Source organism: Streptomyces sp. NPDC094143 (assembly GCF_040303825.1).
Classification (GTDB): Bacteria; Actinomycetota; Actinomycetes; order Streptomycetales; family Streptomycetaceae; genus Streptomyces.
In genome coordinates this window covers 34,627-47,861 of the sequence record NZ_JBEOTZ010000042.1, presented here as the reverse complement: position 1 = coordinate 47,861, position 13,235 = coordinate 34,627, and the positions used below count along the sequence as shown (strand labels likewise).

General features: G+C 72.9%; 9 protein-coding genes. 3 read left to right on the top strand and 6 right to left on the bottom strand.

Features of this window, described 5'->3' with window-relative positions:
• The 6 genes from ABTZ58_RS34600 to ABTZ58_RS34575 all read right to left on the bottom strand — a co-directional run.
• Nucleotides 1-6,266, bottom strand: a 6,266-nt coding sequence (locus ABTZ58_RS34600; RefSeq protein ID WP_351365676.1) for a non-ribosomal peptide synthetase, incomplete at its 3' end; no start/stop codon positions are given.
• Nucleotides 6,267-6,310: 44 nt separating this feature from the next.
• Nucleotides 6,311-7,498, bottom strand: a complete 1,188-nt coding sequence (locus ABTZ58_RS34595) for an NAD(P)/FAD-dependent oxidoreductase (protein WP_351365673.1) — start codon at nt 7,496-7,498, stop codon at nt 6,311-6,313.
• Between the two features lie 60 nt (nt 7,499-7,558).
• Nucleotides 7,559-7,801, bottom strand: a complete 243-nt coding sequence (locus ABTZ58_RS34590) for an acyl carrier protein (protein WP_351365670.1) — start codon at nt 7,799-7,801, stop codon at nt 7,559-7,561.
• Nucleotides 7,802-7,834: 33 nt separating this feature from the next.
• Entirely contained in the window at nt 7,835-9,421 is a 1,587-nt protein-coding gene (locus ABTZ58_RS34585) for an amino acid adenylation domain-containing protein (protein ID WP_351365667.1), read from the bottom strand.
• A 79-nt stretch (nt 9,422-9,500) separates the two neighbouring features.
• Nucleotides 9,501-10,271, bottom strand: a complete 771-nt coding sequence (locus ABTZ58_RS34580; protein WP_351365664.1) for an LmbU family transcriptional regulator — start codon at nt 10,269-10,271, stop codon at nt 9,501-9,503.
• Between the two features lie 52 nt (nt 10,272-10,323).
• Nucleotides 10,324-10,539: an MbtH family protein gene (locus tag ABTZ58_RS34575; RefSeq protein WP_094055121.1), complete on the bottom strand. Its 216-nt coding sequence runs from the start codon at nt 10,537-10,539 to the stop codon at nt 10,324-10,326.
• 550 nt (nt 10,540-11,089) lie between these two features.
• On the opposite strand from ABTZ58_RS34575, the gene ABTZ58_RS34570 reads away from it, so the two are divergent.
• Genes ABTZ58_RS34570 through ABTZ58_RS34560 form a run of 3 tightly spaced genes read left to right on the top strand, consistent with a single transcriptional unit; the run spans nt 11,090 to nt 13,232 of the window.
• Nucleotides 11,090-11,995: a thiamine pyrophosphate-dependent dehydrogenase E1 component subunit alpha gene (locus tag ABTZ58_RS34570; RefSeq protein WP_351365661.1), complete on the top strand. Its 906-nt coding sequence runs from the start codon at nt 11,090-11,092 to the stop codon at nt 11,993-11,995.
• Complete coding sequence (locus ABTZ58_RS34565) at nt 11,995-12,972, top strand: alpha-ketoacid dehydrogenase subunit beta (protein WP_351365659.1); 978 nt, start codon at nt 11,995-11,997, stop codon at nt 12,970-12,972. Before ABTZ58_RS34570 ends, ABTZ58_RS34565 begins: the two co-directional genes overlap by 1 nt.
• A complete protein-coding gene (locus ABTZ58_RS34560) occupies nt 12,969-13,232 on the top strand; it encodes a biotin/lipoyl-containing protein (protein ID WP_351365656.1) in 264 nt (87 codons plus the stop codon). The genes ABTZ58_RS34565 and ABTZ58_RS34560 overlap by 4 nt, the downstream gene beginning before the upstream one ends.
• Nucleotides 13,233-13,235: the final 3 nt, after the last annotated feature.

Here is a 13,235-nt window from a genome sequence, read left to right as displayed (position 1 = left end):
AACGGCACATACGCCGCCCCCGACTTCACCACCGCGTACACCGCCACCAGCAGATCCACCGACCGCGGCACCCGCACCGCCACCAGCCGCTCCGGCCCCGCACCCCGCTCCACCAGCCAGTGCGCCAGCCGGTTCGCCCGCCGGTTGAACTCCCCGTAACTCAGCGACTCCCCGTCCGCGATCACCGCCACCCGGTCCGGATCCCGCGCCACCTGCGCCTCGAACGCATCCGGCAACGTCCCCGGCTCCACGGCGACCGCCGTGTCGTTCACCCCCCGCACCAGCCAATCCCGCTCCTGCGCCGACAGCACCTCCACCGCACTCACCGGCAGCGTCGGATCGTCGTGCAGCTGGTCGAGGATCCGGACCAGCCGGGCGGCGATCACCTCGGCGTCCGCGCGGTCGTAGAGGTTGTTCTGGTAGTCGAGGGAGAGCCGCAGGTAGGGGTCGGAGGCGTTGAGGGTGAGGGGGTAGTGGGAGCCGGCGAAGGGGCGGATGGCGTCGATGGTGAAGCCTGCCGCGAGGTTGGCGTCGACGATGCCCTCGCGGTCGACGGGGTAGTTCTCGAAGACGACGATCGTGTCGAACAGGGCGGGCAGCCCGGAGCCGCGCTGGATGTCGGCGAGGCCGAGGTGGTGGTGGTCGAGCAGCGCGGTCTGCCGGTCCTGGAGGTCGGTGACGAGGTCGCCCACGCTGCGGTCCGGCCGGATCGTCACCCGGGTCGGCAGGGTGTTGATGAACAGGCCGACCATCCCGTCCGAGCCGGGTACGTCCGCCGGGCGGCCGTTGACGGCGGCTCCGAACACCACGTCCTGCTGCCCGGTGAGCGTGGACAGCAGGATTCCCCAGGCGCCCTGGAGGAGGGTGTTGAGGGTGACGCCGAGCTGCGCGGCGCGCCGGGCGAGTCCGCGGCCCTTGTCGATGGACAGGGGCACCTCGATGCGGCCGAGGGCGGACACGTCCTGCTGGAGCGGGGCGTTGGGGGCGACGAGGGTCGGCTGGTCGAACCCGTCGAGCGCCGCGGCCCATCCGGCGGCCGCCGCCTCCCGGTCCCGGGTGGACAGCCACGTCAGGTAGTCGCCGTAGCTGCGGACCGGGGCGAGTTCCTCGGTGCCGGCGTAGAGCCGCACCAGGTCCGTGATCACCACCGGGGAGGACCAGCCGTCGAACAGGGTGTGGTGGGCGGTGATGATCAGCTTGGCCCGCGCCGGCCCGTAGGTCAGCAGGGCGAGGCGGAACAGCGGGGGGCGGGCGGGGTCGAGGCGGTCGGCCCGGTCCTCGGCGAGGGCCCGGTCGAGTACCGCGTCCGTCCCGGCGGTGTCCCGGCCGGTCAGGTCGATGTGCCGCCAGGGCAGCCGGACGTGTTCCGGCACGACCTGCACGGGATCGCCCCCGGCGGCGGTGAGGAACGCCGACCGCAGGTTCGGGTGACGGTCGAGCAGGGCCTGTCCGGCGGCGCGCACGCGCTCCGGCTCCACCCGGCCGGACAGGTGCAGCACGAACTGCATGTGGTAGACGTCGAAGGAGCCGTCGGCGAGCGCGGCCTGGAACTGGATGCCGGACTGTCCCGGGGCCTGCGGCCACACCTCGGCGAGCCGCCCGTAGCGCCGTTCCCAGGTCTCGATCTCGTCCTGTCCCACCGCGACCAGCGGTGCGTCGGCGGGGGTGAGACCGCCGGCCTCGGGGCGGGTGGCGTGCCCGGCCATGCCGTGCAGCGCCTCGACCCACAACCGGGCCAGCTCCGCGGTCCGTTCACGGGACAGCACGCCCGTGGCGAACATGAAGGCGGTCTGCAGCCGCGGGCCGTCCGCACCGTCCGTGGCGACCGAGTTGACCTCCAGCACGGACAGCGCGGGCAGGTCCGGGTCGGGTGCCGGGACCAGCTCGGTGGACCAGGGCGACGGGCCCCAGCCGTCCGCGCGCAGCTCCTCGGGCACGTCGGCGCCGGAGATCCGGCCGAGGTAGTTGAACCCGATCTGCGGTGCCGGGTATCCGGAGAGCTGATCTGCGGTGTCGGTGTTGAGGTGGCGCAGCAGCCCGTATCCCATGCCCTTGTCGGGTACGGCGCGCAGCTGCTCCTTGACCCGCTTGATCGCGGCCCCGGCCGCGGGGCCGCCCGCCAGCGCCTCGGCCCAGTCCACTCCGCTGACGTCGATCCGGGCCGGGTGCATGCTGGTGAACCACCCGACGGTCCTCGAGAGGTCGGCTCCCGGGACGAGTTCCGTCTCGCGGCCGTGTCCCTCCAGCCGCACCCGCGTGGGGCGGTCCGCGCCGCGCCAGCGGTCCACCGCCAGGGCCAGCGCGGCGAGCAGGACGTCGGTGGCGGTGCCCCGGTACGCCGCGGGCAGGGTGGTCAGGACCGCCTCGGTGACCTCGGCGGGCAGCTCCACCCGCACGGTGTCGACGGTGGCCATCACGTCCACCGCCGGGTCGAAGGGCCGGGCGCCGAGCGGCGGGTCGGGCGTCTCCAGGAGGTCCAGCCAGTAAGGGAGTTCGGCCTCCCGCTGCTCGGAGTACGCCTCCTCCTGAAGCGCCGCCGCCCAGCGCCGGGCGGACGTGCCGACCTCGGGCAGGGCGGGGGTGCGGCCGGCCCGGATCCGCTGCCACGCCTCGGCGAGGTCCGCCATGAGGATGCGCCAGGAGACGCCGTCCACCACCAGGTGGTGCACGACCAGCAGCAGCCTGCCGGCTCCCGACGGGGCGGCGAACCAGACGGCGTCCACCAGGATCCCGGCCTCCGCATCGAGGCGCCCGGCCGCCGCGTCCAGCTCCGCCCTGGCCGCCCGCAGCGCGGCCGGTTCGTCCCAGCGGCCGTCGCAGGGCACCCGGTGGATCAGGTCCGCCGCCCGTACGGTTCCCCTGGGGCGTGCCAGGAGGGCGGGTTCGGGGCCGCGCACCAGCCGCGCGCGCAGCAGATCGTGCCGGTCGAGCACGGCGTCGAGCGTCGCGGCGAGTCCGTGCTCGTCGATGCCGGCGGGCAGTTCGAGCGTCATCGCCATGGCGAACCGGTCGATGCCGCCGCCGTGTTCGAAGACGTGCCGGGCCACCGGGGGCAGGGGCATCGGCCCGATGCCGCCCTCCTCGTCCTCGGCGAGGGCGGGGGTGCGGTCGCGGCGGGCGGAGACCACCTCGGCGAGGCGGGCCGCCGTGCGGCACTCGAAGATCTCCCGCGTGGTGAGGTCCAGGCCGCGGGCCCGGGCCCGCGCCACCACCTGGATGGACCGCAGGCTGTCCCCGCCCACCGCGAAGAAGTCGTCGTCGGCACCGACTCGTTCCACCCCGAGCACGTCGGCGTACGCGGCGGTGATGACGGCCTCGGCCTCGGTGCGCGGCTCCCGGTAGGTCTCCCCGGTGAACTCCGGTTCGGGCAGCGCGGAGCGGTCCAGCTTGCCCGTCGGGCCGAGCGGCATCCGGCCGAGTGCCACGAAGGCCGACGGCACCATGTAGTCGGGCAGCCGGGCCGCGACGAACCGGCGCAGCTCGGCGGGTGAGGCTCCGGCCATCACGTCCACGTCTCCGATGCCGCCGGCGCCGTCGTCGCCGACGGCTCCCTCGCCGGTGTGCACCACGTACGCGACGAGCCGCCGCCCGCCCGACGGCGCCTCCCTGCTGATCACCACGGCCTGGCTGATCCCCGGGTGCTGCAGGCACGCGGCCTCGACCTCGGCGGTCTCGATGCGGAAGCCGCGCACCTTCACCTGGCCGTCGGCCCGGCCCAGGCACTCCAGCTCTCCGCGCGCGTTCCAGCGGGCCAGGTCGCCCGTGCGGTACATCCGCTCGCCCGGCGGGCCGAACGGGCTCGCCACGTACCGCTCGGCCGTCATGCCGGGGCGGCCGTGGTAGCCGCGGCCGAGGCAGGTCCCCACCACGTACAGCTCCCCGGTCACGCCCCGTGGCACCGGGGCGAGCCCGGGGCCGAGGACGTAGGCGCGCATGTTGTCCAGGGGCGTGCCGATGGGGGTGACGTCGCCCTGCGGCACCTGCTCGGACGCGGTGAGGGAGAACGTCGTGGCGTAGAAGCTCTCGCTCTGGCCGTAGGAGTTCACCACCTGCACGCCGGGCAGGGCCTCGCGCACCTGGCCGACGAGGGAGGCGGGGAGGACGTCGCCCGCGAGGACGACGGTGCGCACGCCGCTCATCCGGTCCAGCCGGCCGACCAGTTCCGCGAGGACCGAGGGCACCGCGCTGATCACCTGGCCGTCCCAGCCGCCGCGCTCGAAGAGGGCCGGCACGTCCGGCACGATCTCGGCCGTGCCGCCGGTGGTCAGGGTGGACAGCAACTCGAAGACCGAGACGTCGAAGTTGACCGAGGTGCCGGCCAGCATCCGGAAGCCGGCCGGCGCGTCCAGCACACGGGCCAGGGCCCGCACGCCGTTGACGACGTTGCGGTGGGTGACCGCCGCTCCCTTCGGCGTGCCCGTGGAGCCGGAGGTGTACATCACGTACGCCAGGTTGTCCGGGTGCGGCGTGCCGGTCCGGCCCGGTGCCCATCCGGTCGCCTCCCACTGCGCGCGGCGGTCGAGGTCGACGACCGCCATGGCGTGGGGCGGCAGGGCGGCCGCCGTCGCGGTGTCCGTGACGACGAACCGGGGGCGTGCTTCGGCCAGTACGGTCGCGGCCCGCCCGCCGAGGTGCCGGGGGTCCATGGGCAGGTAGCCGGCGCCGGACTTGAGGATGCCGAGCAGACCGGCGACCAGGTCCTCGGTGCGCGGCAGGGCCAGGACCACCAGCTCCTCGGGTCCGGCGCCACGCCGGGCGAGTTCACGGGCGATGCCGTCGGCCCGGTCGTCGAGCTCCCGGTAGGTCAGCGTCCGGTCGTCGCACACGACGGCCGGGGCGTTCGGGGTACGGGCCACCTGCCGCTCGAACAGGCCCGGGACGGTCACCTCCGGCACCGCGGTCGCCGTGTCGTTGAGCCGGACCAGCAGCAGGTCCCGTTCGGCCGGGTCGAGCACGTCCAGTCCGCCGACGCGCTGCCCCGGGTCGGCGGCCAGACGCCGCAGGACGCGGACGAAGCGGTGCGCGACGGACTCGGCCGTGCCGGCGTCGAACAGGTCGGTGGCGTACTCCAGGCGGCATCGCGCCCCGCCCGTGCCGTCCGGGAGCATGTCGAAGAACAGGTCGAACTTGGCCGTCGCCGTCTCCAGCCGCTCGGCCCGGACGCCGAGGCCGGGCAGTTCCAGGTCCGGCACGGGCGGCTGCCAGGAGAGCATGACCTGGAAGAAGGGGTTGTAGGCGGCGGAGCGTTCGGGGTTGAGCAGTTCCACGAGCCGCTCGAACGGCATGTCCTGGTTGTCGTAGGCGGCGAGGGAGGTGTCCCGTACCCGCTCCAGCAGCTCGCGGAAGGCCGGGTCGCCCGACAGGTCGACGCGCAGCACCCAGGTGTTGACGAAGAAGCCGACGAGGTCGCGCAGGTCCTCGTCGGTGCGGCCGGCGATCGGTGCGCCGATCGGGATGTCGTCGCCGCAGCCGAGATGGTGCAGGAGGACCGCGAGCGCCGCGTGCATGACCATCGACACGGTGGTGCCCTGCTCCGCGGCCAGCCGCTCCACACACCGGAGCAGCTCGGGGTCCACGGTGAACCGGATCACGTCGCCGTGCGGACCGACGGCCTTGGGGCGGGGGCGGTCGGTGGGCAGGGCCAGCGGCTGCCGCAGATCGGCCAGCGCCCGCCGCCAGTACTCCAGTTGGCGGGCGGCCAGGCTGCCGGGATCCGACTCGTCGCCGAGCACGTCCCGCTGCCACAGCGTGTAGTCCGCGTACTGCACGGCGAGCGGCTCCCACGCCGGGGCCCGGCCCTCGCGGCGGGCACCGTAGGCGAGGGCGAGGTCACGGAACAGGGGCCCGAACGACTCCCCGTCCACCGCGATGTGGTGGGCGACGAGCACCAGGGTGTGCTCGTGCGGCCCGGACCGCAGCAACCGGGCGCGCAGCGGGACGTCGGCGGCGAGGTCGAAGGGTGCGGTGGCCGCGTCGTGCACGGCCGCGGCCCGCTCCTCCTCCCGCGCGACGTCGGCGACCGGCAGCGCGAGGGGCGCCGCCTTTGGCGGCAGCACCCGCTGGTGCGGGACGCCGTCGTCGTCCTCGGCGATCACCGTGCGCAGGACCTCGTGCCGGTCGACGAGGTCGCGGAGCGCCGACTCCAAAGCGCCCACGTTCAGGTCACCGGTCAGCCGCAGGGCGAAGGCGCCGTTGTACGTCGACGACGGACCCTCGAACTGGTGCACGAACCACAGCCGACGCTGCGCGAACGACAACGGGATCATTGTTTCTCCAAAATCGGCGGGGCCGCCGCGCAGCGAGCCGTCACTCAGCTCTGGTCGAGCAGCGTCAGCAGGTCGGTGTTGTAGAAGTCGTCGATGGAGCAGGCGCCCGACAGGGTCGAGAAGTACCGGTCGATCAGGTCCTGGTGGCCGACCAGTTTCCGGAGCATGTCGGTGCGCCCCTCGGGCTTGAGCTCGGCCACGTTCAGGGCGGCCTGGTAGAAGCTGGTGTGGTCCTCGTCGAGGTCTTCCTCGTACCGCTCCAGCGCCGCCTGCAGCGCCCTGGGGTCGTGGAGCCGGTCCCCGATGTGCCGGGTGAGGGTCCGGGCCTGGAGGAAGGCCTCGGTGATGCCGCGGGCGGTGATGGAGTCCTTGTGGTTCACCGCGTCGCCGACCAGGGCCCAGCCGGGGCCGTGGGCCTTGCGGAAGAAGTTCTCCTGGTGCCCCGTGCCGTACAGCTGCTCCACGCGCTCGCCCGCCTGCATCCGCTCGTACAGCTCGGGCGCCGTGGTGCGGAAGGCGTCGAGGTAGGCGGGTTCCACCGCCTTGCGCACCCCCGAGAACTCGTCCTGCGGGAAGTAGGCCATGAGCAGCGTGAGGTCGTCGTTGGTCGGGATGACGCCGATCCAGCGCCCGGGGCGCGCGTAGGACTCGAAGTGCGCGGGCACCCCGGCCCAGTAGCTGTAGTAAGTGCAGGTCTGCCGCGGGTGCTCGACGACGTTGCGCGCGCCGGCCTTGCGGGCCACCAGTGAGCGCATGCCGTCCGCGCCCACGACGAGACGGGCCCGCTCCGTGGCCGTGGCCCCGCCGGGCGTGGTGTGCCGCACGCCGACCACCCGGTCGCCCTCGAAGACCAGGTCGGTGACGGCACAGGACTCCCGGAACTCCGCACCGGCCGCGACGGCGCCGCGCGCGAGGATCGGGTCGAGGACGTACCGCCGGGGCGCGTAGGTGGTGCGCTGTCCGTCGACCGGCAGCGAGAAGCCGTCCAGGCGGACACCGGGTGCCTGGTAGCTCTGGTGGTCGATCGGGCGGCAGCCCGCCGCGCGCAGTTCGTCGAGCAGCCCCCACTGGTTCAGCAGGGCCACACCGGGCTGGTGGATGTAGTGCGAGGACAGGGTGTCCTGCGGGAAGCGCGCCTTCTCCAGGAGCAGGACCCGATAGCCCTGACGTGCGAAGAGCATGGCCGTCGGCGCTCCCGCGCACCGGGCACCTATGACAATCACGTCGTACATGGCGCCTCTCCTGCCAGGCGGTCTGTGGTCCGGGTCGACCCGGGGTGACGCGGCCACCCCTCAGGTCCGATGCGGAGGAGCCATCGAGTCCAGGGACCCGATGTAGGCGGAGACCGAGGCGATCGTCGGGTTGAGGAACAGCCGGTCCATGGGCACCTCGACGCCCAGTTCGTCGGCGAACGCGCCCTGGATCCTGGCCATGATCAGGGACTGGCCGCCCAGGGCGAAGAAGTTCTGGTCGTCCGCTATGTGGTCGCGCCCGAGTTCCCGGCACCAGATGGCGCGCACGTCGTCGGTGATCATTGGGTTCCCCTCGTCGTCATCGCGGTCCGCGGGTCAGGCCGCCGTGCCGCTGCCGGCGGGGCCGTTGCGGAACGCGTCGAGCAGCGCCGCGCGGTCGACCTTGCCGTGCGGGCTCAGCGGGATGTGCGCAATGCCGATGAACCGGGCCGGGACCATGTTCCGCGGCAGTGACCGCAGGAGGCCCTCGCGCACCGCGTCCTCGGCGAGGACGTCTCCCTCGGGCACGACGAACGCGGTCAGTTCGGCCTCGCCCGACTGCGCGGGAGCGACCACGACCGCGGCTTCCCGCACCCCGGCCAGCCGGCCCAGCGCCCGCTCGATGTCCGCGGGGTCGATGCGCATGCCCCGGACCTTCACCTGCGCGTCGATCCTGCCCAGGACGACCAGGTCCCCGGCCTCCGTCACGTAGCCGCGGTCGCCCGTGCGGTACAGCCGCCGGGGCACGCCGTCCACCTCGGCCGAAGTGAACCGCTCGGACTCGGGACCCGAGCCGTTGAGGTAACCCGCGCCGACACCGATCCCGGCGATGCAGATCTCGCCCCTCTCCCCCGGCGCGACGGCGCGCAGTTGCTCGTCGAGGAGGAGGATGTCCGTGTTGTGCGCGGGCCGGCCCACCGCAGCGGCGTGCCGGTCGCCGGGCCGGTGCCCGGCGAGGTCGTAGGAGGTCGCGACGTCCGTGCACTCGGCGACACCGTACTGGTGCAGGAGGGTGCACGTGGTGCCCTCGCGCGCCGCCCAGTCGGCGATCCGTTCGTTCTTCAGCGGTTCGCCGCCGAACAGCAGGTAGTCCAGCCGGGCGAGTGCGTCTCCGCCCCGCGCGGTCTCCCGGTCCACCAGCAGGTACAGCGTGCTGGAGGCGCAGTGCACCACGCGGATGTCGTGCTCGGTCAGCATGCGGTAGGCCATCATCACGTCGACGTTCCGGCTCGCCATCAGGTGCTGGGTGGCGCCGCAGAAGAGCGGAGCCATCAGGCTGCGCTGGGAGAGGTCGAACCCGAAGGCGCTGACGACCAGGTGGTGCGAGCCGCGGTGCAGTCCGTACTCGTCCGTCAGCCAGTTCAGCAGGTTGAACCAGCCCTCGTGCCGGATCGCGGTGAGCTTCGGCGTCCCGGTCGAGCCGGAGGTGAAGACCGCGTAGCAGATGTCGTCCCCGGTGACGCGGACGTCGGGGCCGGTGTCGGGGTGGCCGGCCGGAGGGCCGGGCAGCCGGCGGAGGTCGACGACCTCGGCGGAGGACGACGCGACCAGCGGGGCCGTCGCCGGGGACGCCACGATCAGGGCGAGATCCGGGATCTGGCCGAGCAGCAACCGCAGCCTCGCCGCCGGGTAGGCCGGGTCGAGCGGCACGTAGGCCGCCCCGGCCTTCAACGTGCCGAGGACGGCGACGAGCATGTCGATCGAGTAGTCGAGGCAGATCCCGACCTTGGCGCCCCGCCCGTGTCCGCGAGCCACGAGGACGTGGGCGAACCTGTTCGCCTCCGCGTTCAGCTCCGCGTACGTCATCCGGCGCCCGGCGCAGAAGACGGCGACGGCGTCGGGGGTGGCCTCGGCGTGCGCCTCGAACCGCCGGTGGACGACGGGCTCCGGGGGCAGGTCGACCCGCTTGCCCTGAAGGATCATCAACTGACTCCGATGTGAGGGACGTGGGGCCGGTCCGGCCGGCCGCACGCCACCGGGGAAGGGGCCGTGGCGGGCGCCACTAGGCGGTACGCCGGTCGGCGGCGTCGAGCATCCGGGTCACCCACTGCTCCACGGGCAGCCCGTGCGCGGCTGCCACCTGCGAGTAGTGGTCCAGTTGTCCGGCGGACAGTTCGATGGTGAGGGTGGTGACCTTCCCGCGCGGTTCGCCGGTGGCACCCGGGGCGTCGGTCCGGGACGCCTCGCGGCGCGTGTCGCCGCCCGCAGGGGCGGCACCGGCCGGCGGGATGCCGCCCGGGGCGGATGCGGCCGGGAGAACGCCGCCCGGGGCGGATCCGGCCGCTCCGCGCCGCTCGGCCGGTCCGGCGCGCAGCGCCCTGCGCAGCTCGTTGCGCGACCACTTGAGCCGGTCGGCCTCGTGCAGCCAGTGGTCCTGCTCGTGCGGGGGCAGGCTGGTGACCTCCGCGTGGTGGGCGAAGCTGAGGCTGTCCCGCCTGCGGTGGTGCTCGAACCGGCGGGCCACCCACGCGTAGTTGCGCAGCGTCTGGTAGTCGAGGCCGGTCCGCTCGACGGCCTCCCGGTAGCGCCGCGCCCCGTAGGTGGTCTCCCCGTAGATCAGCCAGTCGCCGAGCCACCACGCCGAGGAGTTCGTGAGTTCACGCAGGCCGCTCCCGATCCGCTCCCAGGACCGCTCCGGCAGGCCCTGCGGGAAGGTCATCCCCGACGTGCCCACCGTGGCCTGTCCGCCGACGAAGGACAGCACCGCCTCACGCGGTGCGCCTCCCCCGCCGGCTCCCGCCATGGTCGTCGTGTACCGGCTCACCGTCGTCACAGGATGCCCTCCCCCACCGTCGTCTCCCCACCGCGGTCCGTACGGCCGGAGTTCAGCCCTCCGCCATCGCCTCGCGCAGGCTCCTCGGGCGCAGGTCCGTCCAGTTCCGCTCGACGTACTCCAGGCACTCGGCCCGGGACGCCTCGCCGAAAACCACCCGCCAGCCCGCGGGCGTGTCGACGAACACCGGCCACAGGGAGTGCTGGTCCTCGTCGTTGACCAGCACGTGGAAGCGGCCGTCTTCGTCATCGAAAGGGTTCGTGCTCATGCCACCGTCCTAGATGTCGCGGGGACTCGGCAGGAATAAACGCCAGGCCGAGTTCGGGAAAGGGCCAGGGGCGGGTTCACCGATCGGCGTCGTCCCGTCGACGGGACATCCCGGCATCCGCAGTGCCCCTGGAATGCCAACGCCAACTTAGGTCTCGGCCGCCGACCTCACAAGGCGGAAGAACACCGGCCTCCCGGTCGCCCGCCGCAATCTGTATCCGCCGGGGTTCTTGTGCCACCATGACCGATCAGCGGCCCGGGGCGGGCACCTCCGTATCCGGGTCGGCCCTTTTCTCGCCTCGGTCCGGGACCGTCCTGGAGAACGGCCGGTCGAAGGTTTCTCTTTTCACCATTCCGCACCGGACTACTACCGGGGTGGATACGCACCGACGTACGCCCCACCTGCGCGCGAGCACCGGTTTCTCTTTTCCACCGGTATTCCGCGTCCGGCCCGCGCCATGTGGTTTCCCTTTCCGCGGGAAGCCCTCCGGTGTGTTCCGCACGCATGACGGCAGAAAGCCCCTCGACGGACCTACGACTGGTGATCGGACTTGACGGCAGAATCCGAGTACACGACAGATCCAGACGACGACACGCGGCGGTCGCTGTTGCGCCACATGCTGGTGGCGAGGGGCGTCGACGAGGAGGCCCGGCAACTGCAGAAGCAGGGAGCACTGGACCTCTGGCTGTCCTGCCAGGGGCAGGAGGCCGCCCAGGTGGGCTCCGCGCTCGCCGTCGGCCCGGACCCGACCGTCTTCCCCAGCTACCGTGAACACGCCGTCGCCCTCCTGCGCGGTGTGACGCCCGCCGAACTGGTCGCGCAGTGGGGCGGCCGGACCTTCTGCGGCTGGGACCCGCTCGGCCTGCGCTTCTTCCCCTACACCCTGGTGCTGGCCGCGCAGACGCTGCACGGCGTCGGCTACTCGATCGGGCAACGGCTGCAGGGCCGCGAGGACTTCGTCGTCGTGTACATCGGGGACGGCGCCACCAGCGAGGGCGACATGTCGGAGGCGATGAACCTCGCCGCCGTCGAGTCGGCTTCCGTGCTGTTCGTCTGCCAGAACAACGGCTGGGCCATCTCCAAGCCGGCCCGGGAGCAGATGCGCACCTCGCTGGCCGAGCGCGCCCGGGGCTTCGGGATCGAGGCCGTGCGGATCCCGGGCGGGGATCCGGAGACCGTCTTCTCCGCCTGCTCGCGGGCCGCCGCCCACGTCCGCGCGGAGCGCTCGCCCTGGCTCGTGGAGATCCAGGTGACACGCATGCACGGCCACTCGACCTCCGACGCCCAGGAGATCTACCGCACCGGCGAGGACATCGCCCGGGCCCGAGCGGCGGACCCGGTGACCGCCTACGCGGCCCGGCTGCGGGAGACGGGCCTGGTGGACGCCGCGTGGTTCGACGGCGTCGAGGCCGAAGTCCGGGTGCTGCGCGAGCAGTTGATGAAGGAGTACACGTGATGAGCACCGCGTCCGTGCCCCTGGCGGAGTCGATCAACGCCACCCTCGCCGACCTGCTCGACCAGGAGCCCGCCCTGCTGCTGCTCGGCGAGGACATCGGCCGGCTCGGGGGCGTCTTCCGGGTGACCCGGGGCCTGCGGGACCGCTTCGGAGCGGACCGGGTCCGCGACTCGCTCCTCGCCGAGTCCACGATCGTCGGCCAGGCGGTCGGTCTGGCGATGAGCGGGCTGGTCCCGGTCTGCGAGATCCAGTTCGACGGGTTCACCTATCCGGCGGTGAACCAGCTGGTGACCCAGGCGGCCCGGATCGGCGAGCGGTGGAACGGGCAGGTCAGCCCGAGCCTGGTGGTGCGCATCCCGAGCGGCGGCGGCGTCCGGGGGGTCGAGCACCACAGCGAGTCCAACGAGGCGTTGTTCGCCCGCGTTCCGGGTCTGTCGGTGGCGTGCCCGTCCACCGGTGAGGACGCCGACCAGATCCTGCGCTACGCGGTACGACTCGGTTCGCCCGTGGTGATGTACGAACCGATCCGCCTGTACTGGCGGCGGAACACGCCCGTCCGGGACGCCCGGCCCGCGAAGTCGCCGACCGCGGCCCGGGTGGTGCGGCGCGGCGCCGACCTGACGATCGTCACCTTCGGCGCGGTCACCCACGAGGTGCTGCGGGCGGCGCACGCCCTCGCCCCCGCCGTGGACGTCGAGGTGGTGGACCTGCGCTGGGTGGCCCCGCTCGACATGGACACGGTGATGGAGTCCGTGGCCGGCACCGGACGGCTGCTGATCGTGCACGAGGGGTCCAAGGACGTCGGCATCGGCGCCGAGATCGCCGCGTTCGTGGCCGAGCACGGATTCGGTGTCCTGCGCGCTCCGGTCCGCCGGCTGGCTCCTGCCCGTCGGGCCTACCCCCCGGCGGATTTCGAGAAGGACTACCTGATCGGTGTGCAGCAGATCACGGACGAGGTGCTGGTGATGACGAAGTGACCGACTCCCCGGTGGACATGTACGTTCCCAGCTTCGGCCACGGCCTCGGCGAGGCCCTGCTCATCGAGTGGGTCGCCGCCGTCGGTGACCTGGTCGAGCGGGGGGACGTCATCGCGGTCGTGGAGACCGACAAGGCCAGCACGGAGATCGTGGCGGAGCTCGCGGGACGGGTCACGGCCCACACCGCGACGGCCGGCACGGTCCTGAAGTCCGGTGAGCCCCTGTACCGGCTGGCGGCCGGGCAGCCCGGCCCCGGATGACAT

Bases quoted from the DNA above. Each gene is read 5' to 3' on its own strand.
- ABTZ58_RS34595 (WP_351365673.1), bottom strand. From the start codon at position 7,498: ATGTACGACGTGATTGTCATAGGTGCCCGGTGCGCGGGAGCGCCGACG.
- ABTZ58_RS34590 (WP_351365670.1), bottom strand. From the start codon at position 7,801: ATGATCACCGACGACGTGCGCGCCATCTGGTGCCGGGAACTCGGGCGC.
- ABTZ58_RS34585 (WP_351365667.1), bottom strand. From the start codon at position 9,421: ATGATCCTTCAGGGCAAGCGGGTCGACCTGCCCCCGGAGCCCGTCGTC.
- ABTZ58_RS34575 (WP_094055121.1), bottom strand. From the start codon at position 10,539: ATGAGCACGAACCCTTTCGATGACGAAGACGGCCGCTTCCACGTGCTG.
- ABTZ58_RS34565 (WP_351365659.1), top strand. From the start codon at position 11,995: ATGAGCACCGCGTCCGTGCCCCTGGCGGAGTCGATCAACGCCACCCTC.